Origin of the sequence: Aliiroseovarius sp. (genome assembly GCF_965228805.1) — a bacterium.
GTDB lineage: Bacteria > Pseudomonadota > Alphaproteobacteria > Rhodobacterales > Rhodobacteraceae > JASBTN01.
This window is the reverse complement of sequence record NZ_CBDDIE010000003.1, coordinates 3146157-3172630: the sequence shown is the minus strand read 5'-3', so window position 1 is coordinate 3172630 and position 26474 is coordinate 3146157. Positions and strand designations below refer to the sequence as shown.

26 protein-coding genes are annotated in these 26474 nt (G+C 63.8%); 13 read left to right on the top strand and 13 right to left on the bottom strand.

Annotated elements, in window-relative coordinates:
- The first annotated feature begins 34 nt into the window (after window positions 1-34).
- Complete coding sequence (gene mazG / locus ACO07D_RS16670; protein WP_421704059.1) at window positions 35-862, top strand: nucleoside triphosphate pyrophosphohydrolase; 828 nt, start codon at window positions 35-37, stop codon at window positions 860-862.
- Between the two features lie 96 nt (window positions 863-958).
- The gene (locus ACO07D_RS16665) at window positions 959-1969 is read left to right on the top strand and encodes a Fe(3+) ABC transporter substrate-binding protein (RefSeq protein ID WP_421704058.1); all 1011 of its coding nucleotides are present in this window, start codon (window positions 959-961) and stop codon (window positions 1967-1969) included.
- 54 nt (window positions 1970-2023) lie between these two features.
- On the opposite strand, the gene ACO07D_RS16660 is transcribed toward ACO07D_RS16665, so the two are convergent.
- The 3 genes from ACO07D_RS16660 to uvrA form a co-directional block, all read right to left on the bottom strand.
- Entirely contained in the window at window positions 2024-2869 is an 846-nt protein-coding gene (locus ACO07D_RS16660) for a hypothetical protein (protein ID WP_421704057.1), read from the bottom strand.
- 193 nt (window positions 2870-3062) lie between these two features.
- On the bottom strand, window positions 3063-3494 hold the full coding sequence (locus ACO07D_RS16655) for an NUDIX hydrolase (RefSeq protein WP_421704056.1): 432 nt from the start codon (window positions 3492-3494) through the stop codon (window positions 3063-3065).
- Window positions 3491-6349, bottom strand: coding sequence for an excinuclease ABC subunit UvrA (gene uvrA / locus ACO07D_RS16650; protein ID WP_421704055.1), 2859 nt, complete (start codon window positions 6347-6349; stop codon window positions 3491-3493). The genes ACO07D_RS16655 and uvrA overlap by 4 nt, the downstream gene beginning before the upstream one ends.
- A gap of 266 nt (window positions 6350-6615) precedes the next feature.
- Here uvrA and ACO07D_RS16645 point away from each other — a divergent pair, with 266 nt between their 5' ends.
- The 4 genes from ACO07D_RS16645 (at window position 6616) to ACO07D_RS16630 (ending at window position 8253) form a co-directional block, all read left to right on the top strand.
- Window positions 6616-6984 (top strand): rhodanese-like domain-containing protein, encoded by a 369-nt coding sequence (locus ACO07D_RS16645; RefSeq protein ID WP_421704054.1) that lies wholly within the window; start codon window positions 6616-6618, stop codon window positions 6982-6984.
- A gap of 171 nt (window positions 6985-7155) precedes the next feature.
- Window positions 7156-7464, top strand: a complete 309-nt coding sequence (locus tag ACO07D_RS16640; RefSeq protein ID WP_421704053.1) for an ArsR/SmtB family transcription factor — start codon at window positions 7156-7158, stop codon at window positions 7462-7464.
- Window positions 7457-7885 carry an SRPBCC family protein gene (locus tag ACO07D_RS16635; RefSeq protein ID WP_421704052.1) on the top strand — a complete coding sequence of 143 codons (429 nt, stop codon included), beginning with the start codon at window positions 7457-7459 and terminating at the stop codon, window positions 7883-7885. The genes ACO07D_RS16640 and ACO07D_RS16635 overlap by 8 nt, the downstream gene beginning before the upstream one ends.
- Window positions 7882-8253: a DUF1761 family protein gene (locus tag ACO07D_RS16630; RefSeq protein WP_421704051.1), complete on the top strand. Its 372-nt coding sequence runs from the start codon at window positions 7882-7884 to the stop codon at window positions 8251-8253. Before ACO07D_RS16635 ends, ACO07D_RS16630 begins: the two co-directional genes overlap by 4 nt.
- A 69-nt stretch (window positions 8254-8322) precedes the next feature.
- On the opposite strand, the gene lpdA is transcribed toward ACO07D_RS16630, so the two are convergent.
- Window positions 8323-9717, bottom strand: coding sequence for a dihydrolipoyl dehydrogenase (lpdA, locus tag ACO07D_RS16625; RefSeq protein WP_421704050.1), 1395 nt, complete (start codon window positions 9715-9717; stop codon window positions 8323-8325).
- Between the two features lie 253 nt (window positions 9718-9970).
- Here lpdA and ACO07D_RS16620 point away from each other — a divergent pair, with 253 nt between their 5' ends.
- Window positions 9971-11248: a flavin-dependent oxidoreductase gene (locus tag ACO07D_RS16620; RefSeq protein WP_421704049.1), complete on the top strand. Its 1278-nt coding sequence runs from the start codon at window positions 9971-9973 to the stop codon at window positions 11246-11248.
- Window positions 11249-11333: 85 nt separating this feature from the next.
- On the opposite strand, the gene ACO07D_RS16615 is transcribed toward ACO07D_RS16620, so the two are convergent.
- Both ACO07D_RS16615 and ACO07D_RS16610 read right to left on the bottom strand, forming a co-directional pair.
- Complete coding sequence (locus ACO07D_RS16615) at window positions 11334-11939, bottom strand: DUF924 family protein (RefSeq protein ID WP_421704048.1); 606 nt, start codon at window positions 11937-11939, stop codon at window positions 11334-11336.
- Window positions 11940-12014: 75 nt separating this feature from the next.
- The gene (locus ACO07D_RS16610) at window positions 12015-13289 is read right to left on the bottom strand and encodes an MFS transporter (protein ID WP_421704047.1); all 1275 of its coding nucleotides are present in this window, start codon (window positions 13287-13289) and stop codon (window positions 12015-12017) included.
- A gap of 180 nt (window positions 13290-13469) precedes the next feature.
- On the opposite strand from ACO07D_RS16610, the gene ACO07D_RS16605 reads away from it, so the two are divergent.
- Window positions 13470-14132, top strand: coding sequence for a c-type cytochrome (locus ACO07D_RS16605; protein ID WP_421704046.1), 663 nt, complete (start codon window positions 13470-13472; stop codon window positions 14130-14132).
- Between the two features lie 63 nt (window positions 14133-14195).
- Here the strand turns inward: ACO07D_RS16605 and ACO07D_RS16600 are convergent, their stop codons facing one another.
- The 3 genes from ACO07D_RS16600 to ACO07D_RS16590 are packed head-to-tail and all read right to left on the bottom strand — an operon-like array spanning window position 14196 to window position 19063.
- Window positions 14196-14636: a hypothetical protein gene (locus ACO07D_RS16600; protein ID WP_421704045.1), complete on the bottom strand. Its 441-nt coding sequence runs from the start codon at window positions 14634-14636 to the stop codon at window positions 14196-14198.
- 16 nt (window positions 14637-14652) lie between these two features.
- Complete coding sequence (queA, locus tag ACO07D_RS16595) at window positions 14653-15744, bottom strand: tRNA preQ1(34) S-adenosylmethionine ribosyltransferase-isomerase QueA (RefSeq protein WP_421704044.1); 1092 nt, start codon at window positions 15742-15744, stop codon at window positions 14653-14655.
- Between the two features lie 28 nt (window positions 15745-15772).
- Complete coding sequence (locus tag ACO07D_RS16590) at window positions 15773-19063, bottom strand: hypothetical protein (RefSeq protein WP_421704043.1); 3291 nt, start codon at window positions 19061-19063, stop codon at window positions 15773-15775.
- Between the two features lie 110 nt (window positions 19064-19173).
- On the opposite strand from ACO07D_RS16590, the gene bcp reads away from it, so the two are divergent.
- From bcp to ACO07D_RS16570, 4 genes are all read left to right on the top strand, one after another.
- Complete coding sequence (gene bcp / locus ACO07D_RS16585) at window positions 19174-19659, top strand: thioredoxin-dependent thiol peroxidase (protein ID WP_421704042.1); 486 nt, start codon at window positions 19174-19176, stop codon at window positions 19657-19659.
- The gene (locus ACO07D_RS16580; RefSeq protein ID WP_421704041.1) at window positions 19656-20483 is read left to right on the top strand and encodes a ferritin-like domain-containing protein; all 828 of its coding nucleotides are present in this window, start codon (window positions 19656-19658) and stop codon (window positions 20481-20483) included. Before bcp ends, ACO07D_RS16580 begins: the two co-directional genes overlap by 4 nt.
- A 115-nt stretch (window positions 20484-20598) precedes the next feature.
- Window positions 20599-21903, top strand: coding sequence for a DUF5930 domain-containing protein (locus tag ACO07D_RS16575; protein WP_421704040.1), 1305 nt, complete (start codon window positions 20599-20601; stop codon window positions 21901-21903).
- Entirely contained in the window at window positions 21893-22390 is a 498-nt protein-coding gene (locus ACO07D_RS16570) for a bactofilin family protein (RefSeq protein WP_421704039.1), read from the top strand. The genes ACO07D_RS16575 and ACO07D_RS16570 overlap by 11 nt, the downstream gene beginning before the upstream one ends.
- Window positions 22391-22459: 69 nt before the next feature.
- Here the strand turns inward: ACO07D_RS16570 and ACO07D_RS16565 are convergent, their stop codons facing one another.
- Entirely contained in the window at window positions 22460-23248 is a 789-nt protein-coding gene (locus tag ACO07D_RS16565) for a DUF2189 domain-containing protein (RefSeq protein WP_421704038.1), read from the bottom strand.
- Window positions 23249-23360: 112 nt separating this feature from the next.
- Between ACO07D_RS16565 and ACO07D_RS16560 the strand changes: the two genes are divergently transcribed.
- A complete protein-coding gene (locus tag ACO07D_RS16560; RefSeq protein WP_421704037.1) occupies window positions 23361-23681 on the top strand; it encodes a DUF1992 domain-containing protein in 321 nt (106 codons plus the stop codon).
- A gap of 58 nt (window positions 23682-23739) precedes the next feature.
- On the opposite strand, the gene prfB is transcribed toward ACO07D_RS16560, so the two are convergent.
- From prfB to ACO07D_RS16545, 3 genes are all read right to left on the bottom strand, one after another.
- Window positions 23740-24864, bottom strand: a complete 1125-nt coding sequence (gene prfB / locus ACO07D_RS16555; protein ID WP_421704036.1) for a peptide chain release factor 2 — start codon at window positions 24862-24864, stop codon at window positions 23740-23742.
- 85 nt (window positions 24865-24949) lie between these two features.
- Complete coding sequence (locus tag ACO07D_RS16550; RefSeq protein WP_421704035.1) at window positions 24950-25192, bottom strand: hypothetical protein; 243 nt, start codon at window positions 25190-25192, stop codon at window positions 24950-24952.
- Between the two features lie 187 nt (window positions 25193-25379).
- Complete coding sequence (locus ACO07D_RS16545) at window positions 25380-26468, bottom strand: ABC transporter ATP-binding protein (RefSeq protein ID WP_421704034.1); 1089 nt, start codon at window positions 26466-26468, stop codon at window positions 25380-25382.
- Between the last annotated feature and the right edge of the window lie 6 nt (window positions 26469-26474).

Sequence of the window (26474 nt, the reverse complement as noted above, 5' to 3'; positions counted from 1 at the left end):
CCGGAGAGAGTTTACCGAAACGAGGCCGAGCGCAATGACAGAATCTGACCAGTTGGTACACGACCCCAAGGGCGGCATGCCGCGGCTGTTGGAGATCATGCGGCGGTTGCGGGACCCGAAAAGCGGCTGCCCCTGGGATATCGAACAGGATTTCAGCACGATTGCGCCCTATACGATCGAAGAGGCCTATGAGGTCGCCGATGCGATCGAACGCAAGGCCTGGGGCGAGCTGAAGGGCGAGCTGGGGGACCTGCTGTTCCAATCGGTGTTTCACGCGCAGATGGCCGAGGAAGCGGGGCTGTTCAGTTTCGACGAGGTGGCCGATGGCATGTCCGACAAGATGGTCGCGCGCCATCCGCATGTCTTTGGCGACGAAAACCGCGACAAGTCGGCCGAACAGCAGACCCGCGATTGGGAGACGATCAAGGCCGCCGAACGCGCCGCCAAGGCGGAGACCGGCGTGCTAGACGGGGTCGCCATCGGCCTGCCCGCTCTGCTGCGCGCCGTGAAGCTGCAAAAGCGCGCGGCGCGGGTCGGGTTCGACTGGCCGGACACGGTGCAGGTGCTGGACAAGATCCAGGAAGAGGCGCGTGAACTGGTCGAAGCACGCGACAGGCTGACGCAGGAGGAGGTCCGCGAGGAGATGGGCGACCTTCTGTTCGTCATGGCCAATCTGGCGCGCCATCTGGATGTGGAACCGGAAGAGGCCCTGCGTCATTGCAATGCGAAATTCGAACGTCGATTCAAAGGGATAGAGGAGCGTCTTGCGGCGCAGGGACGGCGCCCGGAAGAGGCCACGCTGGACGAGATGGACGCGCTCTGGGACGCAGTGAAAGCCGAAGAGAAAGCCCAAAAAACCTGAGCCATCCGTATTCCGGAATGTTTTGCTCAGGTATTGACCTGAGAAAAAAACTCAGGCTTATGGCGCGCAGATACCGCAACCCGGAGACCGCGTGTCATGAAACAGACCCTCGCCGCCCTGCTGGCGCTCAGCACCACCGCCACCGCCCTGCCCGCCATGGCGCAGGAAGTGAACGTCTATTCCTACCGTCAGCCCGAGCTGATCCAGCCGCTGACCGACGCCTTTACCGAAGAGACTGGCATCAAGGTCAACGTCGCCTTCCTGAACAAGGGCATGAACGAGCGTCTGGCCGCCGAGGGCGCGCGTTCGCCCGCCGACCTGATCTTTACCGTCGACATCTCGCGCCTGGCCTCGGCGGTCGAAGCCGGGCTGACCCAGCCGGTGGAATCGGAGGTTCTGGAAGCCAACATTCCCGATATCTACCGCGATCCGGGCAAGCAGTGGTTCGGCCTGACCACCCGTGCGCGCATCGTCTATGCCTCCAAGGATCGCGTCGATCCGGCCGAAATCCCGACCTATGAAAGCCTGGCCGACCCGAAATGGGCGGGCCGCATCTGCACCCGCTCGGGCACCCATGCCTATACGCTGGCCCTGCTGGCCGCCTATATCCACCACAATGGTGAGGAAGAAGCCCGCACCTGGCTGGAAGGCGTGAAGGCGAACCTCGCGCGAAAGCCCCAGGGCAACGACCGCGCCCAGGTCAAGGCGATCTGGTCGGGCGAATGCGATATCTCGCTGGGCAACACCTATTACATGGGCAAGATGCTGGCCGACCCGGAACAGGTGGCCTGGGCCGACAGCGTGAACGTGGTCTTCCCGGTGTTCGAAGGCTCGGGCACCCATGTGAACGTCTCGGGCGTGGCGCTGACCAAACATGCGCCCCACCGCGAAGACGCGATCAAGCTGATGGAGTTCCTGTCCTCGCCCAAGGCGCAGGAGATCTATGCCGCGCAGAACTATGAATACCCGATTGCCCCGGGCAGCGAGGCTGTCGACGTGGTCAAGAGCTGGGGCAGCTTCACCGCCGACGGCGTGAACCTGATGGACGTCGCCGCGCAGCGTCCCGCCGCGCTGAAGCTGGTGGAAGAGGTCGATTTCGACGGTTGAACTCCACCACGCAAACAATTGAGAACGCCCGGCCTTTCGGTCGGGCGTTTTTCATTACGGATGGTCGTGCGGCGGATCGATCACCTTGATCCCGGACATCAGACGCAGCGTGTCCAGATCGTCATAATAGCGCGTGCGCAGGGTTTCTTTCTGGGCGCCGGTAAAGGCGGCATAGGGCGCGTCGACCTCGGTCTCGGCAAACTCGGCGCGCACCTGTTCGATCACGGCCCGGTCGGGCGCCTCCCCGGCCAGGTAGCGTTTCTGCAGCTCGAAGAGCCCGGCATCGGACAGGCTGGCATTGACCGGCAGCGTCGGCTCCTTCAGCTGCGACAGGTCCAGCTTCGGCATCAGGGCGCGGGCCAGGTCCAATTCATGACGCGGGCGTTTGTAGGGAATGACCACCAGCTTGCGCGGATTCAGCTCCTTGATCAGGGTCAGCGCCACTTCGGGCCAGCCGTCCCCCTCAAACACCGCCATGCGTTCACGCATCACGTTGAAATCGCCCATTTCATTGTCCTCGGACCGCTTGCGATAGGCCGAGACGAACAGGCTGTCATAGGGGCGCACCAGCAGCAGGATGCGCGCGACCCGGCGGCCATCCAGAACCCGCGCCATGAACCGCGCGCGTGCGTGCAGGAACGGGTAGAACTGGCCGTGGTAGAACGGGTCCATGCGGCCCAGGATGTTTTCTTCGGACAAGATCAGCGGGCGGGCGGGATCCGTGACCTGACGCGCCAGGTTGTGCTGCGCCTTCTTCATGCGCCAGTCGACGGTTTCGGCCGTGTGGCGGGGCGCGGGCAGGAACAGTTTCAGCCGCCCGCCCTTGGCCCCGTCGCGATCCGGATAGGCCAGATCAACCCCCTGCGCGCGCAACGCGGCAGCGTTGAGATCCAGAAACATCTGAAAAGCGCTCGACCCCGTGCGATGGGCGCCGACATGAATATGGACATTTGCCATGTGCTGCCTCGTGTTTGAGGATTTCTAGCGCGCGTGGGTAAAGAAATCCATCACGACGTGGCGGTGCGGAACCTGTGACCGGCGCGGCCCGCTGGTGCCCCTTCACGTAAACGGGCAGATCGACCTCCAGACGTGCTCACCGTGCTGCCAAAGCCTGTTTCAGAATGCGGTCTACATCCGGGCTCATGTATAAATCCCTTTGCAAAACAATATCCTGCGCGACCCACTTCGCGTCGGCCGCATCATCGGCGGCGACAGGTTCACCAGACTGGTATGCGCACAGCGTGGCCGCAAGGAAATAGTGATGCGTTACCGGGTCGCCGGGCCCGCCCCGCCCGTCCGCACCGCGCCGGATCACGTCCACATGACCGATGCAGGGCCCGGGCGTGGCCAGCACGCCGGTTTCCTCGCGCAGCTCGCGAATGGCGGCCTCTGCGACGCTTTCACCCCATTCGACACCGCCGCCCGGGTAGCCCCAGAGCCCCCGCCCAGGGTCCTTTCCACGCTGAACCAGAAGCACCTGATCACCGCGTAGAACCACGGCGATGGCGCCCAGCAGCGGGGTCATTCGGCAGCCGCCCGGCTCTGATTCAACATGTCCTTGAGGTAATGGCCGGTGTGGCTTTCTGCGACTTGGGCCACCTCTTCCGGTGTTCCCACGGCGACGATGCGTCCGCCGCCATCGCCACCCTCGGGGCCGATGTCGATGATATGATCGGCGGTCTTGATCACGTCCAGATTGTGTTCGATCACCACCACGGTGTTCCCCTGGTCGACCAATTCATGCAGCACTTCCAACAGCTTGCGCACATCTTCGAAGTGAAGCCCGGTGGTGGGTTCGTCGAGGATGTAGAGGGTTCGGCCAGTCGAGCGCTTGCTGAGCTCCTTCGACAGCTTGACCCGCTGCGCCTCGCCACCCGACAGCGTCGTCGCCTGCTGACCCACCTTGATATAGCCCAGCCCCACGCGCATCAGCGCATCCATCTTGTCGCGGATCGAGGGCACGGCCTGGAAGAACTCCTGCGCTTCTTCGACGGTCATGTCGAGCACATCGGCGATGGACTTGCCCTTGAACTGGATCTCCAGCGTCTCGCGGTTATAGCGCGCGCCCTTGCAGGTTTCGCATTCCACGTAAACATCTGGCAGGAAATGCATTTCGATCTTGATGACCCCGTCGCCCTGGCAGGCCTCGCAGCGGCCGCCCTTGACGTTGAAGCTGAAACGCCCCGGCTTGTAGCCGCGCGCCTTGGCCTCCGGCAGACCGGCGAACCAGTCGCGGATCGGGGTAAAGGCGCCGGTGTAGGTGGCCGGGTTCGACCGCGGCGTGCGGCCAATCGGCCGCTGGTCGATGTCGATCACCTTGTCGAGCTGTTCGAGCCCCTTGATCGTCTCGCAGGGCGCGGGCGTCTGGCGCGCACCGTTCAGACGCATCGAGGCGGTCTTGAACAGGGTTTCGATGGTCAGCGTCGACTTGCCGCCACCGGACACGCCGGAGACGCAGACGAATTTGCCCAGCGGAAAATCGGCAGAAACCTCTTTAAGATTGTTCCCTGTCGCTTTGATAACGCTGACCTTTTTGCCATTGCCATCACGACGCTCCAGCGGCACGGCGATCTCGCGCGCGCCGGTCAGGTATTGGCCGGTCACGCTGTCCGCATGGGCGGCAATGTCGGCGGGCGTGCCTTCGGCGATGATCTGACCGCCATGCACACCGGCGCCGGGACCGATGTCCAGCACGTGGTCGGCCTCGCGTATGGCCTCCTCGTCATGTTCGACGACGATCACCGTATTGCCCTGGTCGCGCAGGTTCTTCAGCGTCTCCAACAGCCGCCCATTGTCGCGCTGGTGCAAGCCGATGGAGGGTTCATCGAGCACATAGAGCACCCCGGTCAGGCCGGAACCGATCTGGCTGGCCAGACGGATGCGCTGGCTTTCGCCGCCCGACAGGGTGCCGGAGTTGCGGGACAGGGTCAGGTATTCCAACCCGACATTGTTCAGGAAACCCAGCCGTTCGCGGATTTCCTTGAGGATGGCGCGGGCGATCTCGTTCTTCTGTTTCGACAGGCTTTCGGGCACCTCATTGCACCAGTCAAACGCTTCCCTGATCGACATCTCGACCACCTGCCCCACATGCAGCCCGGCAATCTTGACCGCCAGCGCCTCGTCGCGCAGGCGATAGCCGCCACAGGCACCGCAGGGGCGATTGTTCTGGTAGCGTTCGAATTCTTCGCGGATCCAGTTCGAGTCGGTCTCGCGGTAACGGCGTTCCATGTTCGGAATGACCCCTTCGAAGGGGCGCGTGACCTCGTAAACGCGGCCGCCCTCGTCGAAGCGGAAGGCAATTTCTTCCTTGCCGGAACCGTAGAGGAAGACCTGCTGCACGTTTTCCGGCAGGTCCTTCCAGGGGGTCGACTTGTCGAACTCGTAATGGCGCGCAATCGACTCGATGGTCTGCAGGAAATAGGGCGACTTGCCCTTGCGCCAGGGGGCCAGCGCGCCGTCGTAGATCTGCAGGGTCGCGTCGGGCACGACGAGCCGTTCGTCAAAGAACAGCTCCTTGCCCAGCCCGTCACAGTCCGGGCAGGCCCCAAACGGCGCGTTGAAGCTGAACAGCCGCGGTTCGATTTCCGGAATGGTAAACCCGCTGACCGGACAGGCAAACCGTTCCGAGAAGGTAAAGACCTCCCCCTCGCCCTCCATCGGAGCGGTTTCGAGCAGCGCAATCCCGTCAGCCAGGTCCAACGCGGTGCGGAACGAATCCGCCAGACGCGTCTCCATCCCCTCGCGCACCACGATCCGGTCGACCACCACGTCGATATTGTGCCGGAATTTCTTGTCCAGCACCGGCGGCATGTCGAGGTCATACATCTCGCCATCCACCTTGACGCGCTGGAAGCCCTTCTTTTGCAGCTCCTGGAACTCCTTGCGGTATTCCCCCTTGCGGTCGCGCACGATCGGGGCGAGCAGATAGGCGCGCGTGCCCTCCTCCATCCCCATCACGCGGTCGACCATGTCCTGGACCTGCTGCGCCTCGATCGGCAGGCCCGTGGCTGGCGAATAGGGCGTGCCGGCGCGGGCGAAGAGCAGGCGCAGGTAGTCGTAGATCTCGGTCACCGTGCCGACGGTGGAACGCGGGTTCTTCGACGTCGTCTTTTGTTCGATGGAGATCGCCGGGCTCAGCCCCGAGATGTGATCCACATCCGGTTTCTCCATCATATCAAGGAATTGCCGGGCGTAGGCGGACAGGCTTTCGACATAGCGCCGCTGCCCCTCCGCATAGATCGTATCGAAGGCCAACGAGGACTTGCCCGAGCCCGACAGGCCGGTGATCACCACCAGCTGGTCGCGCGGGATATCCACATCCACGGACTTCAGATTGTGCTCGCGCGCACCGCGCACTTCGATATGTTTCAGATCGGGCATGGGACCACCAGTTAACAAGCCCCTAACAGATAGGGGATCATAAACGGATCGCCAATCGAAAAGTTAGAACAAAAGGGGAATATTTTGTAAAAGCGTTTCAACATCGCCCATGAACAACATGTGTCGTCAATGTCCCGAGAGCGCGCAGCGCGGCAGGGCATTGGTGACCCTTTGGGATGTTGAAACACTTCATCCACGTGAGATGCTTGAAATATTTGGAAAGTGTAATATTTTAAACGAACCACAACGCAGAGCAGGATCCGACCATGTTCAACTTTCTGACCGGTGGCCGCAACACCGGCCCCAAGCTGACCCCGCAGGAGATCGTCGAAAGGGCGCGCAGGGGTGAGTTGACGGTGATCGACATCCGTGACGCAGGCGAGGTGCACATGACCGGCAAGGCCGAGGGCGCGTTGACCATCCCGATGGTGGCGCTGAAGTTTCAGGCCGACCGCAACGGGCCCGATTACAACCCGAAGATCGACCCGGAAAAACCCATCGCGCTCTACTGCGCCTCGGGCGCGCGGTCGGGCATGGCGGCGCGCATGATGCGCTCGCTGGGCTATGGTGAGGTGCACAACCTCGGCGGCCTCGGCCATTGGCAGATGGGCGGCGGCAAGGTGGTGCCGGGCTGAGCCCCTGCCCGCGACAGCAAACGAGCCTCTTTCCGAAACACACCCACTCCCGGTCCGATGGATCGGGGGGTTTCCTTTGCCGAGCTCATCATTCACCTATTTGGTTGACTGATCGGGTTGAGGATGTTATTCACCCATATGGTTGAACGAAAGGATACCCATCTGCTGAGTGTGGTCCTCAAGGCCGCGTCGGACCCCACAAGACGCGCGATCCTGACGCTTCTGGCACAGGAAGGCCCGCTGCGGGTCACCGATATCGCGCGGCGCTTCGACATCAGCCTGAATTCGGTGTCGAAACACATCAAGGTCCTGGAGAACGCCTCGCTCGTCACGCGCCGCACGGAATGGCGCGAACATATGATCGAGGTGCAGATGGCGCCCCTTTCCGAAATAGATCAATGGTTTGCCGAATTGCGTTCAATCTGGGCGCTGCGGCTGGATGCCCTCGAAGCTGCCCTTGAGGAGGACAAAGATGACTGAATTATCCGTGGAAATCACCCGCCACATTCCCCACCCGCCCGAGCGGGTGTTCGATGCCTGGCTGGACCCTGCCATGCTGTCGCGCTTCATGATCCCCGGCGCCGGCGTGACCGTGCCGGAAGTGACGAACGACCCCACGGTTGGCGGCAGGTTCCGCATTATCATGCGGGTGCCCGACGCGGGCGATCTGCCCCATGAGGGCGAATACCGGGTCATCGACCGGGCCAATCGGCTGCAGTTTACCTGGGTCTCGCCCGCCAGCACATCCGAGAACTCGCTGGTCACCCTGGACCTGTCCCCGAACGGGACCGGCACCGACCTGCTGCTGCACCACCAGCGCTTCCCGTCGCAAGACAGCCGCGACAATCACGAAGCCGGATGGGGCGCGATCCTGGCCACGCTGGACGAGGTGCTGGCATGATCAACTGGCTGGCCTTCGGCAGCGGCATCCTTGCCGCCTTTCTGCTGGGTTTCGTGATCTACGGGCCGTTTCTGGGCCTACAACGCCGCTGGGCCGAGGGCACGCGGATCAGCCCGGAGCCACCCGCAAGTCCACCCCTGGGCGCGATGCTGGCGCAAATCATCTCGCTTGTCCTGCTGGCGCTGGTCATTGCCATCACCGAGACGACCGGCGCCCTGGGCGTGGCGGTGGTTGCCATTCTTGCGGTGGCCGCCCAGGCCGGATCGGTCGGCGCCTGGGCGCAGAAGTCCGGCTTCGCCATCGCCGTGGATGTCAGCTACGCGCTGCTCTGTGGTGTGGTGATGATCCTGGCGCAGGCGATTTTCTGAGCCCCTCTCCCTTAAAAAGAAAAGGCCGGAGCTTTCGCCCCGGCCCTTTCGATCCGTGAGTGGATTGGATCAGATGTGGATCGCGCGATCATAGGCGGCCAGTACCGCCTCGTGCATGCTTTCCGAGACCGTCGGGTGCGGGAAGACCGTGTGCATCAGGTCTTCTTCGGTGGTCTCCAGCTGGCGGCCGATGACGAAGCCCTGGATCATCTCGGTCACCTCGGCGCCGACCATGTGAGCGCCCAGCAGCTCGCCGGTCTTCTCTTCGAAGATGACCTTGACCATGCCCTCGGCGTCGCCCATGGCGATGGCCTTGCCGTTGCCGATGAAGGGGAAACGGCCGACCTTGATCTTGTAGCCCAGCTCCTTCGCCTTGGCTTCGGTATAGCCGACCGAGGCGACCTGCGGGTGGCAATAGGTGCAACCCGCGATGCTTTCGGGTTTCACCGGGTGGGCATGCAGCCCGGCGATCAGTTCGGCCACCATGACGCCTTCGTGGCTGGCCTTGTGCGCCAGCCAGGGCGCGCCGGCGATGTCGCCGATGGCATAGAGCCCGTCGACACCGGTGCGGCAGAATTCGTCGGTGATCACATGGGTGCGGTCGATCTTGACGCCCAGTTCCTCGAGGCCCAGCCCTTCGACATTGCCGACGATGCCGACGGCGGAGATCACCGTGTCGAACTTCTGTTTCTCGAGCTTGCCGCCGACCTCGATATGCGCGGTAACCTCGCCTTTCGCGCGGTCAAGCTGCTTGACCATGGCTTTTTCCATGATCTTCAGGCCCTGTTTGACGAAGGCCTTCTTGGCGAAGGCGGAGATCTCGGCGTCCTCGACGGGCAGCACGCGGTCCATCACTTCGACCACGGTCACGTCGGCGCCCAGGGTGTTGAAGAAGCTGGCAAATTCGATGCCGATAGCACCGGAGCCGATGACCAGAAGCTTCTTCGGCATGCGCGGCGGGTTCAGCGCGTGGCGGTAGGTCCAGACCAGGTCGCCGTCGGCCTCCAGACCCGGCAGTTCACGGGCACGGGCGCCGGTGGCGAGGATAATGTTCTTGGCCGTCAGATCCTCGGTGCCCTTGTCGCCTTCGACGCGCACCTTGCCCTTGGCGGGGATGGAGGCCGATCCCATGACCACGGTGATCTTGTTCTTCTTCATCAGGTGGGCGACGCCGGAGGACAGCTGTTTCGCCACCCCGCGCGAGCGTTTCACCACGGCGTCCAGGTCATAGCCGAGGTTGTCGGCTTTCAGGCCAAACTCAGCGGCGCGGTGCATCAGGTGGAAGACCTCGGCCGAGCGCAACAGCGCCTTGGTCGGGATACAGCCCCAGTTCAGGCAGATGCCACCCAGGTTCTCGCGTTCGACGATGGCGACCTTCTGGCCCAGCTGGGCGGCGCGGATCGCGGCAACGTAACCTCCGGGGCCCGCCCCGATGACGATGGTGTCGAAATTCTGTGCGGCCATTGGGTGTCTCCTCCGGGTTCTGACAGCGGTCGGCTTTAAGATAGTTTGGCCTTAAACTATTTTGTTCAACGCATCAATGACCCAGCGGAAACCCCGCCATGCGGCCTGCGAATGGCCGGAAGGATGCGTCAGGCCGCGCCTTTCTGGCCATGCTGCCGGGCAAAGCGTCGCGGGATCAAGGAAAATCCGACCGCTCGCTTGATCCGCGCCGGGCTTTGCGGGAAAGTTGCCGAACGATTGTTAGGAGAGCGGCATGACGAATTCGGATACGCAAGCGCATGTATTGATCGCCGGTGGCGGGATCGGCGGGCTTGCGCTGGCGTTGACGCTGGATCAGATCGGCGTGTCCTTTACCGTGCTGGAAAGCGTGCGCGCGCTGCGTCCGTTGGGGGTGGGGATCAACCTGCAGCCCAACGCGGTGCGCGAGCTTTATGCGCTGGGGATCGACCAGCGCGACCTGGACGGGGTCGGCGTGCCCGCCCGCGAATGGGCCCTGGTCGGGCGCAATGGCGCCGAGATCCATGCCGAGCCGCGCGGGCTGGAGGCGGGCTATGACTGGCCGCAATATGCGGTGCATCGCGGCGCGTTTCACATGCTGCTCTATCGCCGCCTGATGGAGCGTTGCGGGCCCGATGTTCTGAAGCTGAACGCGCGGGTGACCGGATACCGGCAGGAGGGCGGCACGGTCACCGCTTTCCTGGAGGAAGGCGCGCCGATCACCGGCACGATCCTGGTCGGCGCCGATGGCATTCATTCCAAGGTGCGCGCGCAGATGCACCCGGGTCAACCGCCGATCCACTGGGGTGGCGCGCTGATGTGGCGCGGCTGCACCCGTGCCAAGCCGGTGCGCACCGGATCGAGCTTCATTGGCCTCGGCGGCGCGCGCCAGCGCATGGTGATCTACCCGATCTCGCCTGTCGGCAAGGACGGCAAGGCCGATATCAACTGGATCGCCGAGGTCACCCATGATGACCCGGACGCGCGCGATGGCGCATGGTTCCGCGAGGCGCAGGTCAAGGAGGTGCTGCCGCATTTCATGGACTGGACCTATGACTGGCTGGACGTGCCGAAACTGATCCGCGAGACGCAGGTGCTGTATGAAAACCCGATGATCGACCGCGACCCGGTGCCGACCTGGCAGGACGGCGCGGTGGTTCTGATGGGGGATGCGGCCCATGCGATGTACCCGACCGGGTCAAACGGGGCGAGCCAGGCGATCATCGACGCGCGCACCATGGGGGCGCAGATGCTGAGCCATGGGGTAACGACCGGTGCGCTGGCCGCTTATGACGCGCAGCTCTGCGGGCCGGTGTCCGAACTGGTGCTGCGCAACCGCGGCTCCGGCCCCTTCGGCCTGTTGGACATCGTGGAAGAGCGTTGCCGGGGCCTCTTCCGCAATATCGACAGCATCATTCCGAAGGAGGAGCGCGAAGCCTTCATCGCGGGTTACAAATCGGCGGCAGGCTTTGCCGTCGCCGAGTTGAACGCCAGCCCGCCGATCATCGCCCCGGGCGCGCGGGTCACCGCATAACACCCGAAATTTTGCATGAACCTGTCGGGAGGGGCAGCCGGGGTAATCCGCGGCCCCTGCCCTGTCGTTCAAATGACAGCCCCTATCAGGCCGCCGAGATCTGCTGCAACACCGCGCCGTAGCCACCCTCGGCAACAAAGGCGGCCTCGGGCGGGGTCGTGGCCCGCGCCAGCGCCTCGTTGCGATAGGGGAACCGACCGAAGCGGCGGATCACCTCGCGATGCACCTTGGCATGCAGGAGGTTGCCGTCACCATTGTCGGTCATGCGCGCCTTCATCAGGCGCACGCAGCGTTCCTGGTCGCAAAGGTTCTCGCTGTGCATCATCGGCATGTAGAAGAACTGCCGTGCCGGTTCGTCAATGCGCAGATCCCACCCCTTGTCCACGGCACATTTGGCCGCTGCCAGCGCCGCCTTGTCGGAGGCAAAGGCCCGGGCGTTACCCCGGAACATGTTGCGCGGAAACTGGTCCATCAGGATCAGATAGGCCAGCGATCCGCTGGGATAGGTCAGCCAGAGGCTGAACGCCCCGTCGCAGGCCTTTTCCCAGGTGGTCAAGAACTTGTTTCTAATTTCCGCATCCAGCGCGTCGCCGCCGTTGTACCACCCTGACGGTCCGACCTCATCGAGCCAGAACGCCAGAATCTCCTCCGGCGTCGCGCAGCCTGCAATGCGCGTCTGTGGTTTAATCATGGGACCCTCCTTCCCATACACTGCCCTCAGGGAAAGCGTTACAAAAGTTTTACAGACCTGCAAGCACTATTGCGATTATTGCGTGGCAGATGTGGCCGTTTCGTCAGTCTCATCGCCCGAGGTCTCGATATAGACCTCCTGGGCCATGTCCACGGCCACCGGCGAGGCGGAGGGCGAAATGGCGACGTAATCGCCGGTTTCCTCGACCGAGGGCGCGGCGCGCTGGGTCGAGCGCCAGAGGCCATAGGCCAGAAGGCCGAACATCAGGATCCCCATGAAGACAAAGAAACCGTTCGGTCCCAGCGCCCCCATGGTCCAACCGGTCACGACAGGCCCGGCGATGGCACCGATCCCGTTGATGAAGATCAGACCGGAGGAGGCCGCGGCCATGTCGTCGAGTTCAAGGAAGTCGTTCACATAGGCGATCAGCAGCGCATAGAGCGGGTTCGACATGCCGCCGATCAGGAAGGCGGTGACCAGCAGGACTTCGAACCGGCCGGGCATGAGCACCGGCAGGGTCGCCGCCGCGGCGCCGATCCCGGTCACGATCAGGATCAGGAAACGCCGGTCCATACGGTCAGACATCCAGCCGATCGGGTATTGCAGCACCACGCCACCGATGTAGATCGACGAAACGAAGATCGAGATCTGCCCGACACTCAGCCCCGCCTCGGTGCCAAAGACCGCGGCCATGCCGAACTGAGCCGAGAACACGCCGCCCAAAATGAAGAGGCCGACGCAGCCCAGGGGCGAGATGTGGAAGAGCTCCTTCAGGCTCATGCCCTTGGTGCTTTCAAACGCCGGGGTCGGGTTCACTGACAGAAGGATCGGCGCGAAGGAGATCGACACAAGCACCGAGGGCACGATGAACAGGATGAAACCCGCCGGATCGGCCAGCACCAGAAGGCCCTGCGCGGCGATGATGCCCGTCATCTGCACGATCAGGTACAGCGACAGCGCCTTGCCACGGTTTTCATTGGTGGCGGCGTTGTTCAGCCAGCTTTCGGCGGTCACGTAGACGCCCGAGAAACAGAAACCGATGACGATACGTTCGGCCGTCCAGATCCAGGGATCGGCAAAGGCCGGAAACAGGATCAGAACGGCGGAGATGAAGCTGCCGAGCGCGGCAAAGACCCGCACATGCCCCACCCGCCGGATCATCAGGGGCGCCATGCGCGAGCCGCCCAGGAAGCCGATGAAATAGCCCGACATGACGATCGACATCTGGAAGGTCGAAAATCCCTCCAACCCGCCGCGAATGCCCAGCAGCGTGCCCTGCACGCCATTGCCGACCATCAGCAGCATCATGCCCAGGAGCAGAGCCCAGGAACCGGTGAGAACTTGAATCATGAGGGTCTCCGCGCGCGAGATGTTTTTCCCCTGATAACACGGGATTTACGCCGCTCGCGACCAAACACGACGCAGGAGAGTCGTGTTCCGGCCTTGTGGGGGTCCAGAGCAACATGCTTGGAAGATCGCGGAGTCCATGGCACGATCTGCATAACTGCATAAGCCAACCGAGGATTTCGCATGAAACACCTTCGCAAAGCCATTGCCGCCACTGTTCTGCTCCTGTCTGCGCCGGTCGGCGCCCAGGCGGAACCGTCGCCCGCCTATGAGGGGCAGCGGCTTTACGTGTCCTATTGCCAGCTGTGCCACGGCACCGATGGCAAGGGGGACGGTCCGCTGGCGAAATCGATGGGGCTGACACCGGCGGACCTGACCACCACGGTCCGGGCCCGCAGCGACGCGATCCTGACCCGGATCATTACCGGCGATGGGGCGCCCACGATCACCGGACGCGACCGCCACAATCTGATCAGCGATGCGATGCCGGAGTGGAAGGATATCTTCGACGCAGATGAAATCGCGTCATTGATTGCCTGGCTGCGCTTCATGAGCCGCGCCAAACACGATCTGGCGGGCGATCCGCAGGCGGGGTTCGAGCTGTTCGACAAATACTGCACCGTCTGCCATGGCGAGGATGGCTATGGCGACGGCGTCATGGGCAAGCTCTTGGCCCTGTCGCCGATGGACCTGACCAACCCGAACGAGACCGACCGTTTCACCAATGCCGAACTGGCCGAGGCGATCCTGGACGGAAGCGGCCGCTACATGCCCGCCTGGCGTGGCATCCTGACGGGCGAGGACGTGGACGCGCTGGTGAGTTATATTCGGTTGTTGGCGTTTTGAGAGGACCTTGGCTTTGCGGGACGTGAACTGCAGTTGAAGCAGGATGTCCTGCAGGACGTTGCCCTACGTGCTATCGCGCCGAAACTTGCCGAACCTTCGCAATAGAACGGCCAAGGACAGGGCCAGACAACCCGCTGCAGCCAAGACGTTGAGAACGGGCGCATCCGATCCAAACAGGAACATGTCGCATGCGGTCAGATGCTTGTGATGCAAGAAGTTGATGACACCACCGCCAAAATAGCCTGCGACGGTCAGGACCGTGACCAGGATCAGCATTCGCCTGCCTTGACCGAAGACGAGCGTCGTCGGGAGGGACAGCGAAAACAGCAGCGCGGAGGCATAGGCGATAGTCATGCCCGTCGACAAGAGTGTCCTCAACCGTCTGTCGAGAACCTGCCCGCAGCCGTCTCCGGGCAACAATGTCACCAATGCGTCATTCGCGATCAGGTGAACGCCGATCAGCGCGAATGCCAGCGCGTTGGCGAGCCCCAGAAAGGCGATCATCTGGCGAAAACTCATCTCAGCCTGCGTCTTTGCCTGCCTCCCCCGAGGGCAACAACAGCGAACTGTCACCATAGGAAAAGAACCTGTAGCGCTCGGCAATGGCGTGGGCATAGACCTCGCGCATGCGCTCGGTGCCCATGAGGGCCGAGACCAGCATCATCAGGGTGGATTTGGGCAGGTGGAAATTGGTCATTAGCCCATCGGCGATGTTGAAGTCGAAACCGGGGGTGATGAAAATGTCGGTCTCGCCCAGCCAGGGGGCGATCTGACCGGGCGCGGTGGCGGCGCTTTCGATCAGGCGCAGGGCGGTGGTGCCCACCGGGATGACGCGCCCGCCTGCGGCTTTGGTCGCGGTGATCTGGGCGGCGGCCTCGTCGCTGACCCGGCCCCATTCGGCGTGCATCTTGTGGTCCGAGACATCATCGACCTTGACCGGCAGGAAGGTGCCCGCGCCGACATGCAGCGTCACGCGGGTGAACGCCACGCCCCGGGCTGCGAGCGCATCCAGCAGCGGCTGGTCGAAATGCAAGGACGCGGTGGGGGCGGCGACGGCGCCGGTGTGTTCGGCCCAGACGGTCTGGTAATCGGTGCGGTCCTGGGCGTCGGCGGCACGTTTGGCGGCAATGTAAGGCGGCAGCGGCATCTGGCCTGCGGCGTCCAGCGCGGCGTCGAAGGCCTCGCCTTCCAGATTGAAGCGCAGCACGGCCTGGCCGTCTTCCTTGGACAGGAGCGTGGCGTTGAGATCGTCTGAGAAGACCACCACCTCCCCTTCGCGCAGTTTGCGCAGGGGTTTGACCAGGGCGGACCAGTCGCCGGTTGGCGTGGGGGAAAGCAGTGTGACCTCGATATTTGCCACACCCTCCCCTGGCGCGCCGCCCGTCTGTGTCATGGCGCGGGTGCGCGTGCCGAACAGGCGCGCAGGGATCACCTTGGTATCGTTCAGCACCAGACGGTCGCCGGGTTTCAGCCAATCAACCAGATCGGTGACCCTGCCGTCCGTCAGCCGGTCGGGCTCGGCCACCAGCAGGCGGGCGGAGCTGCGCGGGTTGGCCGGGCGGGTGGCGATCAGATCCTCGGGCAGGTCGAAATCGAACTCGGAGAGTTTCATGGGCGGCTCATAGGGTGCGTCAATCAGGTCAATTCGCCGGGCGTGACGGCGGCGAGCGGCGGAAAATCTCACGAAACATGCCCGGTGTGAAGAGCGAAAGCGGATTGACCGCGACATTGGGGTCATCCGGCCCGCCGCGCAGGCGGAAGGTAAAACCGACCAGCCCCTCACCCTTGCGCGAGAAGATGCGCCCGATCGCATTCACCGCGTAGAAGGGCGAGATCACGCCCTGCATGTCCATGCGGCTGTCGGCGAGGTGATAGAACCCGTCGAGCGAGATGCCCAGGCTTGGCCCCACGGCGGAGCTGCGGAACAGGGTGACCTTTTCCGGGTCAAGTCGGAAATGCGCCTCGACATCGTTGAACATCAGCCCCTCGCCGTCGAGCTGTTCCAACAGGCCGATGACCGAAACCGCCGACAAGAGCGCCGCCATGGCGGGGGCGTCGGCGACGCGCGCGTCGGTGATTTCCAGAAAGCCCTCATAAACGCCTTCGCCGGGGCGCGGGGCCAGGGTCAGGACCAGATCGCCGCCGCGCCCGTTCTCGAACACCCCTGCCCCGCGCAGAACAGCGCCCGCGTCGGCAGATGTGATGCGGAAGGCGGAGCCGTCCGGTTGCGGGGCCACGGTGCCGCGGATCGGCCCGCCGCCCTGCACCGCGGCGGTAAAGGTGCCCTGCAGACCACCGCGCCGGTTCAGATCGGCGGCAAATCCGGTCAGCACGATGCCTTCGGAGATGGTCAGCCAGTCAAACGCCAGGGTGATCGGCGTGTCCTGGGTCTCGACCGGCCCACCGCCGCCGCCATCGGCAAAGGTCGCGCGGCGCATGTCGGCCGACCCGCCGCGCACGGCAACGGCCACCGCCTGGCCCGGGCCGCGCGCGGTAAAACTCACGGGCGCGTCGAGCCAGCCGCCCAGCTGCACCCGGTCGAAGATTGCCGCCTGAAACTGCCCGGTCGCGCCGGTGGTGACCCGGCCCGTGGCGGTCAGGCCCGGGGCTTCCAGCTCCAACCGGTCGATGCGCGGGCTTTGCCCCAGCACGCCTTCGGCCAGCAGCCGCCCCGTGCGGTTCGCCGGTTTCCACCAGCCCACCGGCGGCGCTGCAAGCCCCAGGCGGTTGAGGTCCGAGGTCAAACGGATGCGCGGCGGCGCCCCGACCGGCAGGTCCAGCACATATTCGCCCACCCCTTCGCCCGAGACCGTGCCGGGCGGCAGGCCGATGTTGAATTCGTCAAGGAATGTCTGCGACAAGGCAACCCGCCCTTCGACGCGCGAGCCCTGCCCCTTGTCGGCGGGCCTGAGGGACATCGACCAGGTGCCAGAGGCGGGCACGGCGCCGACCTGGGCGTTGCCGGTAATCTCGATCCGCTCATGGGTGGCATGCAGACGCGCGCTGTCGGCGGTCAGCAGCTTGCCGGGCACGAGCGTGTCGGAGTTCAGCCCGGTCAGGTCAGCGGAAATGTCGAAACGCACATCCTCGAACGCGGCTTTCGGGGCCAGTTCGAGGTTCAGCGACCCACGCGCCACGGCCCGTCCACGCGCCAGGTCCGGCCCCAGGTTCTGCGCGTTCTTGAAGATGCGGAAGGGCTCCCCATCCAGCACCGACAGGATGCCCCGCACCTCGCCCGCGACGGCCAGCCGAACCTCGGCGGGCGTGGGTTTACGCGTGAGATCGGGCATGGTGAACGAGGTGCCCGCCACGGCGATGCGGTGGCCCGAGGGGGCTTCGATCTGGCCGCCCTCGGCCATGGCCACAAGGCGCTTGTCCTCGATCGAGAAATAGCCCGAGAGGTTCCGGATCGGCGCCATCTTCGGCACTGCGTGCACCGTGGCGCCGGTGACCCGTGTGCCCAGCGACAGGCGCAGGTCCTCGCCCGGGATGCTGCGCAGGGCGAAACGCGCATCGGAGGCGGTGCCCATCGTGATGTTCTTTTCCACCCACGCGCGTGGCTTGGGGGCAAGGCGCGGCGGCCAGAGGGCCAGCAGCTCATCCCGGCTGATCCGATCCGCATGGGCGTCCATTGCCACTGACCAACCGGCGCTGTCGGCACGGATGCGCCCCTTGGCGGTATAGGTATTGCCCGCCTGGGAGAGGACCAGCTGGCCGATCTCCAGGGTAAAGGGGTCGAGGCGCAAACGCATGTCCAGCGCACCGCTGTCGACCTTGACCGGTTCGGTGAACCAGCCCTGCGGGTTCAGGTCGGCCTCGGTAATCCGGTATTGACCGACCATGGCGGAGGGCCAACCGTTGACCCAATCCTGCAGATACGATCCCCCCTCGCCGCGAATGGTGCCCCATTCGGTGGTCAGCGACAGTTCGGTCAGGCCAACCCGCTGCTGGGCCGGGTCGTAATCCATATAGACGCGCCCGCCCTCGAAACGCACGGGCCGCGCGCCCGGGGTGGGCGACAGGGCGCCCGCGCCGAAGGAGAGCGTACCCGCGAGGTCGGAGGTCTTGCCATCCGCGTCGATCACCGCACGCAGGGCGCCCGAGATCGGCGCATCGACCACCGACAGGAAGGCAAGCGCGGGCGATTGCGCGGCAATATCGGCGGCGCGGGCGTTCGAGAAGGTCGCGCCCAGAGAGGCCTCGGAACTGCCCTTGGCCATGCGGAAACCAAGCACGGTCTCGGCCAGCTCCTCGGTCTGGTTGAACACGTCGAAGGAGACGGTGATATCCACCACCTTTTCGGTCTGCGTCAGTTTCAGCGCCCCGTCGGTGACCTGCCAGAGCCTGCCGGAGCGGGCGTCCTCAAGCGTAATGGTCAACTGGTCGGCCTCGATCAGCTCGGCGGTGGACATCGGCCCCGTGGTAAAGACGCCATCAATCGCGTCCAGAATGTCGCCCAGCCCGCCGGAGGCCCCGGCGGCTTGGCCAAAGCTCAGGTCGAACTCGCCATTGGCGCGCCTGCGCACGGTGACCTGCGCGCCCGAAAGCGCAAAGCCCGAGGGTTCCACCTTGCCCCGCAGAAGCGGCCAGAACTTGACCCCGCCCTCTACCGCGTTGAGCTGCGCAACCTCCAGCCCGGTCTGGTCCTTGACCCCGACATTGACCAGGCGCAGGCGCGGGCGGCCCTCAGGGGTTACGCCCAGTTCGACCCGGCCCAGCGAAATCCCGACCCCGTCGAGCCGGTCGTTGATGCGCGTGGAGATGCGGTCTGTCAGACCTTCGGGCAGGGTCACCACGCGACCGGTCAGCGACATCGAGGCCAAAACCATGAACAGACCGAACAGCAGCACCGACAGCACCATCCAGATGCCGAGATGCCAATGCAGCCGTCTGCGCCGCCTGGGTTTCTGGGGGCCGATCATGTCGCTCATGCAGCCGGTCGCCTGTGTCCTTCGGTCTTTGCCCGTCGCTCGGCTTCCATTCTCGTACGAACGGGCCTAGAACGAAAGCCCTAGGTGATAAATTGCGGAAATCCAACACGATGAGCACCCCCCTGCCCATGCCCGGCGAAATGGCGCCTGAATTTACCCTGCCCCAGGATGGCGGCGATGATGTCAGCCTGTCGGCGCTGCGCGGCCACCGTGTGGTCTTGTTCTTCTACCCCAAGGACAATACGCCCGGCTGCACCACCGAGGCGCTGGAGTTCACCGCCAATGCGGGTGCCTTTGGCGAGGCGGGCGTGAAGATCTTCGGCATCTCGAAAGACAGCCTGAAGAAACATGAAAACTTCCGCGCCAAACACGATCTGGGCGTGCCGCTTCTGTCCGATGCCGAAGGCGACGTCTGCGAGCGCTACGGCGTTTGGGGCGAGAAGAAGAACTATGGCCGCACCTATATGGGCATTACCCGCACCACCGTGCTGATCGACGCCGAGGGCGTGGTCGAACGGGTCTGGGAAAAGGTGCGCGTGAAGGGGCATGTGGACGAGGTCCTGGCGACGGTACAGGGCAAGGTCACGGGCGCATGACGACACTTGCCGAGCTGGCGGTCGAAGTTCTGACCTGCCCAGACGGGCGTGAGAAATGCGCGATCTCGCGGCGCAATGCCGCCACTTGGTTTGCCTCCCGCGAAGCCGGGGAACCGCTGGAGATCGGCCAAGCCAGCCCGCCGGATTTCCCCGCCCGCCCCGCCAAGCCCGACCTTCTGGACCCGCGCGACGTGCCGCGCCGCCGTCCGGGCAGCCCCGAGGGACGCCGCGCCCTGCTGCATGCGGTGGCACATATCGAACTGAATGCGGTGGACCTGCATTGGGACATTGTCGCGCGCTTCACGGACGTGAAGATGCCGCTGGGTTTCTATGACGACTGGGTGAAATCGGCGGATGAGGAATCCAAGCATTTCGGCCTGGTCTGCGACTCGCTGGAGGCGCATGGATCGTTCTACGGCGATCTGGCGGCACACGCGGGCATGTGGCGCGCGGCCGAGGATACGGCCACGGACCTTCTGGGCCGCCTCGCCGTGGTGCCGATGGTGCTGGAGGCGCGCGGGCTGGATGTGACGCCGGGCATGATCGAGGTCTTCAAGAAGGCGGGCGACAGCCAGACCGTGGAAGCGCTGGAGGTGATCTATGCCGAGGAGGTCGGCCATGTGGCCTATGGCTCCAAATGGTTCAACTTCCTCTGCGGACGGGGCGAGCTGGACCCGAAGGCGGAATTCCACCGCCTGGTGCGACACTATTTCCATGGGCGCCTAAAGCCGCCATTCAACGAGGAAAAACGCGCGGATGCTGGCCTTCCACCGGATTTCTACTGGCCCTTGGCGGACGGAATGCCGCCACCCTATGCGCGCTGAGCCTGAATGATCTTGCGTGGATTGCCCCTGCGGGCTAAGCACATGCAACGCTCCGGCCACAGGGGCAATTGGGGATGACCAAGGGACAACGGGTGGGGTTCGCGTGTTCGAACGGATGACCTACAGGATCAACCACGTGCTGGAACGCGCGTTCCCGGAACAGCGGCTGTTTCTGCGTTCTGAGGATGGCACGCGGTTCATCCGGCTGTCGCCGCTGACGCAGTTCCTGGGTTGGTTCGGCTCGGCCGGGTTCGTGGCCTGGGCCATCATCGCGACCGCCGTTCTCTTGATGGATTCGATCGGCTCCGGGTCGATCCGCGATCAGGCCAAACGCGAACAGCAGCTTTATGAAGAGCGCTTGCAGGTGCTATCTGCCCAACGTGACGCGCGCGCCGCCGAAGCGCTGGCCGCACAGGGCCGGTTCAACCTGGCGCTGGCACAGATTTCCGAGATGCAGAGCGAGCTCTTGGCCTCGGAAGATCGCCGCAAGGAGCTGGAAACCGGCATCGGCGTGATCCAGACCACCCTGCGCCGCACCATGGCCGAACGCGACGAGGCGCGCGCGAGCCTGGAAGGCATGCTGGCCGCCGCCCGCGAAGAGGCGGGCAGCCCCACAGTCGCTGCGGGCGAAGAGGCCGCCGACATGCTGACCTTCATGACTGCAGCACTGGAGCGCACGGCGGGCGAACGCGACCGTATGGCGCAGGAGGCGCTGGACGCCGAGCAATTCGCCCGCGAGATGATCTTTGAAGGCCGCCTGCGTGACGAGCGCAACGACCGGATCTTTGAGCAGCTGGAAGACGCGGTCAGCGTTTCGCTGGAACCGCTGGACGAGATGTTCCGTGCCTCTGGCATTCCGGTTGACACGATCCTGGACAGCATTCGCACCGGCTACAGCGGACAGGGGGGCCCCCTCGCCCCTTTGGTCCTGTCGACAATGGGGGGTGAGCCTGACGCGGATACGCTTCGGGCCAACCAGATCCTGGCGGCGATGGACCGCATCAGCCTCTATTCCACCGCGGCGCAGAAAATGCCCTTCGCCCTGCCCCATCGCGGCGGTCTGCGCTTTACCTCCGGCTTCGGCATGCGCTGGGGTCGGCTGCATGCGGGCGTCGATTACGCGGGCCCGATCGGCACGCCGATCTATGCCACCGCCGATGGCGTGGTGATCCACGCGAGCTGGCAATCGGGCTATGGGCGGCTGATCAAGATCCAGCATGAGTTCGGCATCGAGACCCGCTATGCGCATCTTTCGGCCATTCGCGTGCAAAAAGGCCAAAGGGTCTCGCGCGGGGACAGAATTGGTGATATGGGAAATTCCGGCCGCTCTACCGGGCCCCATCTTCACTATGAAGTGCGGGTAAATGGTACAGCCGTGAACCCGATGATCTATATCAAGGCAGCAAACAATGTTTTCTAAAAGCAGGATCAATGAGCCGGGCCCCAAGCAGGCCGGTGACACCGAAGCAAAACCGGCAGCGGCCCCCGCGCCCGCAGCGCCCAAACCCGCCGCAGGTGCGACGCCCCCGGCACCGGCTGCCAAGCCGAAGCCGCCCGCCTCGGCGCTGTCGAGCGATCTGGTGATCAAGGGCAATCTGAAATCCACCGGTGACATCCATGTCGAAGGCACTGTCGAAGGTGACATCCGCGCCCACCAGTTGGTGGTTGGCGAAGGCGCCACGGTGAAGGGCGAAGTGATCGCCGATGACGTGGTGATCAATGGCCGCATCATCGGCCGTCTGCGCGGGCTGAAAGTCCGCCTGACCTCGTCGGCCCGTGTCGAAGGCGACATCATCCACAAGACCATAGCGATCGAAAGCGGCGCGCATTTCGAAGGCTCGGTGCAGCGTCAGGATGACCCGCTGAACAGCGGCAAGCCGGCAGCAAAGCCCGCGCCCAAAGAATAAACCGCACTTGGTTTCTGAATGTGAAAGGCCGCCCTCGGGCGGCCTTTTCTTGTTTTCGGGTTTCGTATCTTAGCTCTCGAAGCTCATCGCATGGCGATAGAGATGCCAGGTTGCATGCCCCAGCACCGGCAGCACGATGAAAAGCCCCAGGAAAAACGGCAACATGCCCAACAGCATCAGGGCCGAGATCAGGATGCCCCAGCTGACCATCGGCACCAGGTTCGCCAGCACAAGCTGGAAGCTCGAGATCATCGCGGTGATGAAATCCAGCTCGCGATCCAGCAGAAGCGGCAGGCTCATCACCGTGAGCGAAAACAGCACGAAGGCGCAGGCCGCCCCCACGCCGGTGCCCACGGCCAGCATGGTCAGCCCCTTGCGGGACAGGATCGTGTGCTGCCAGTCACTGAGGATGTTGGTCATCGGCTCAAGCCCCAGGAACAGGGCAAAGATCAGATGGGCGATGAACAGCCAGAACAGGAAGATGATCACGATCACCGCAGCCATGGTCGGGAATTGCCGGTCCTTCTGGCGCAGCATGACGCCCAAGACCGCAGGCCAGTCCAGGTCGTCACCCTGTTCCAGCCGGTGGCTGACCTCGTAAAGCCCGACCGCAAAGAAAGGTGCCAGCAGCGGAAAGCCGGTCGCCAGCGGAATGATCCAGAAACTCTGCCCGATCACATCCAGCTGCAGGTAGATCAGGATCCCACCCAGCACGTAGAAGAAGGAAAAGAACAGCCCGAAAGCGGGGGCGCGGCGGAAATCCCGCCAGCCCGCTTTAAGCGCCTCTACCAGATCGTTGAAACCGACCGTGCCGATGATCGGCGGCGACGATGGGGCAAGCTCGGTTGCCTGTGTCATATATCCTCCCTGCACGTCTTTTCTTATCGTTCGCGCCATGGGAGTGTTGCGACAGAATGTCGCGCCGTCAAGCATCACGGAAGGGTCATATTCAAAACAGGAGGACAAAGCGATGAAATGGCACGAGTTGGCCGAACATCAGATCCGAAAAGCCCAGACCGAGGGGCAACTCGACGGGCTTGCGGGCGCGGGAAAGCCGCTGAAACACGAGGGCGGTAACGGCGTCGATGCGGCCGGGTTCCGCATCATGGCCGAAGCAGGTGTGCTGCCGCGCGAGATCGAGCTGAAAAAGGCGGTGGAGGCGCAGCAGAAGGTGCTGGCCGAGACGCAGGAGCCCGCCGCGCGCAAGCGCGAAATGGCAAAACTCGCCGATCTGCAGCTGCGTCTGTCGATCGAACAGGAAGCCCGGCAGAAGTATTACCGCACCCGCTGAGGCAGGCGCGTCCAAATTCCTTCAGAAGGAATTTGCAAAAAGTTTTCTGAAAACTTTTTTATTCGTCCGCGTTGGCGTCCGCGCGGCTCTTGCCCGCCACGTCCTGGGCCAGAACCGAGGCCATGAACCCATCCAGATCGCCGTCCAGGACGCCGCTGGTATCGGCGGTCTCGTGCCCGGTGCGCAGGTCCTTCACCATCTGGTAGGGCTGCAGCACGTACGACCGGATCTGCGTGCCCCAGGCGGCATCGCCCTTGGCCTCGTGCAGGGCGTTGACCTCGGCATTGCGTTTGTCCAGCTCCAATTGATACAGGCGCGATTTCAGCGCCTTCATGGCGATGTCGCGGTTCTGGTGCTGCGACTTCTCGGAGGAGGTCACGACGATCCCGGTCGGGTGGTGGGTGATCCGCACCGCCGAATCCGTGGTGTTCACGTGCTGGCCGCCCGCACCCGAGGACCGGTAGGTGTCGATGCGGATATCGGCCGGGTTCACTTCAATGACGATATTGTCGTCAATCACCGGATAGGCGCCAACGGCAGCAAAGGACGTCTCGCGCGTGCCTTTGCCGAAGGGCGAGATACGCACCAGCCGGTGGGTGCCGCTTTCCGACTTCAGCCAGCCAAAGGCATTGTGCCCCTTGATCTGGTAGGTGACCGATTTGATCCCGGCCTCGGTGCCCGGGGTCTCTTCCTGCAGCTCGACCGTATAGCCGCGTTTCTCGGCCCAACGCACATACATGCGGGCGAGCATACTGGCCCAGTCGCAGGCCTCGGTGCCACCGGCGCCGGACTTGATCTCCAGAAAGGCGTCATTGCCGTCGGTCTCGCCGGACAGGAGCGCTTCCAGCTCCGCCTTGGCGGCCCGTTCGACCAGGGCCTCAAGCGCCTCTTCCGCCTCGGCCACGACCTCTTCGTCCTCTTCCATTTCGCCCAGTTCGATCAGGTCAATGCTGTCCTGCTTCTCCTGGTCCATGGATTTGTAGGCGTTCATCGCATCGAGCAGTGACTGTCGCTCGCGCATGAGCTTCTGGGCGCGCTCCGGATCGTTCCACAGATCCGGGTCCTCGGTCATGGCGTTGAACTCTTCCATGCGGTGCTCGGCCGTCTCCCACCCCATGCGCTCGCGCAGCAGGGCCAGGGACTTGTCGATTGCGTCCACGTGTTTCTGGATCTCGGCGCGCATGGGGCACCCTTTCGTCAGCTCGAATTACCGTTCGGGACAAATACCCCGCCCGCCTCTGCTGCGCAAGGCAGCAGTCAGGCACGGGTCAGGCGTCTTCAGGGGCCGGGCCGGTGTGGCCGAACTCCTGCGCGCGCAGCTCGTCCAGGGCCACATCGCCGCAGTCGGACAGCGCATTGCTGAGCTGAACCAGCCCCTGCGCATCGGCGTAGGATTTGAGATTGCCCAGCACATCGAGCATCCACAGGTGGGTCGACATGCCCGCCGGGCGCGCCGGCGGGGTATCAAGGCCGCCGCCGCGATGGGTGGGGCGCAGGGGAAATGTTACCACGCCTCCCATCCCGGAAAGCGGTTTGTTCTTCTCGTCCATGACGGCCCTTTGGCTACGCTTGCGTTGCGGATCGCTTGGCCCCCGTTGCCGGGCGGAACCGGGGCCGGAGCGTAGAGCTAGCCTCCCATATGGGAGGGTTCAAGCGGTTTCCGCCCCCGGGTCGGGTTTCCCGGACTGCATCGTGGCGTCATTTCACTCGCAACGAGCGACCCTGGTGAAAAATTTGCACCTTCGACGGTTGTGTGCAGAGGCGGATGGACCTTCCGCGGACATCGGCGTGGATCCCTGGCAGCTTGGCGATCACCGGGTCCTGCCCTTCATCCGCTACGAAATACAGTAGCGTGACCTCGCCCAGAGCCTCGACGAAATCAACAATACCGTCGACCGCAGCCTCGCCGCTGGAGATTTCGAAATCCTCAGGCCGCACGCCGACATTGACCTCCAGCCCCAACTGCGCCTCGGTGGTGGCGACATCGGCGGTCGCGACGCCGCCGTTCGCCAGCGCAACCTTGGTCAGGGCGCCGGTTTCGACGATCTTGCCGGGCAGCAGGTTCATCGCGGGGGAACCGATGAACTGGGCGACGAATTCGTTATCGGGCCGTTCATAAAGCTCCAAGGGGCTGCCCACCTGGGCGATGCCCTTGTCGGCCAGCACGACGATCTTGTCGGCCAGGGTCATCGCCTCGACCTGGTCATGGGTGACGTAGATCATGGTGCTGTCGGGCATGGATTCCTTCAGTCGCGCGATCTCGATCCTTGTCGCCACACGCAGGGCGGCATCCAGGTTCGACAGCGGTTCATCGAACAGATAGACCTGCGGGTCGCGCACGATGGCGCGGCCGATGGCAACCCGCTGGCGCTGCCCGCCCGACAGGGCCTTGGGCAGGCGGTCCAAGTATTCGGTCAGTTGCAGAATATTCGCGGCCTTGTCGACCGCCGCGTCGATCTCGGCCTGGGGTTTCTTGGCGATCTTCAGCGCAAAGCTCATGTTGTCGCGCACGGTCATGTGCGGGTAGAGCGCATAGCTCTGGAACACCATGGCGATACCGCGCTGGCTGGGGGGCACGTCATTCATCACCGTGCCGCCGATTTCCAGCGTACCGTCGGTGATCTGTTCCAGCCCCGCGATCATGCGCAAAAGCGTGGACTTGCCGCAGCCCGAGGGACCGACGAAGACGATCAGCTCGCCGGTCTTGATGTCCAGGTCGATGTGTTTCAACACCTCGACCGCGCCCGCATAGGTCTTGCCGACCCCGGTGAGTTTCAGATCCGCCATGTCCCC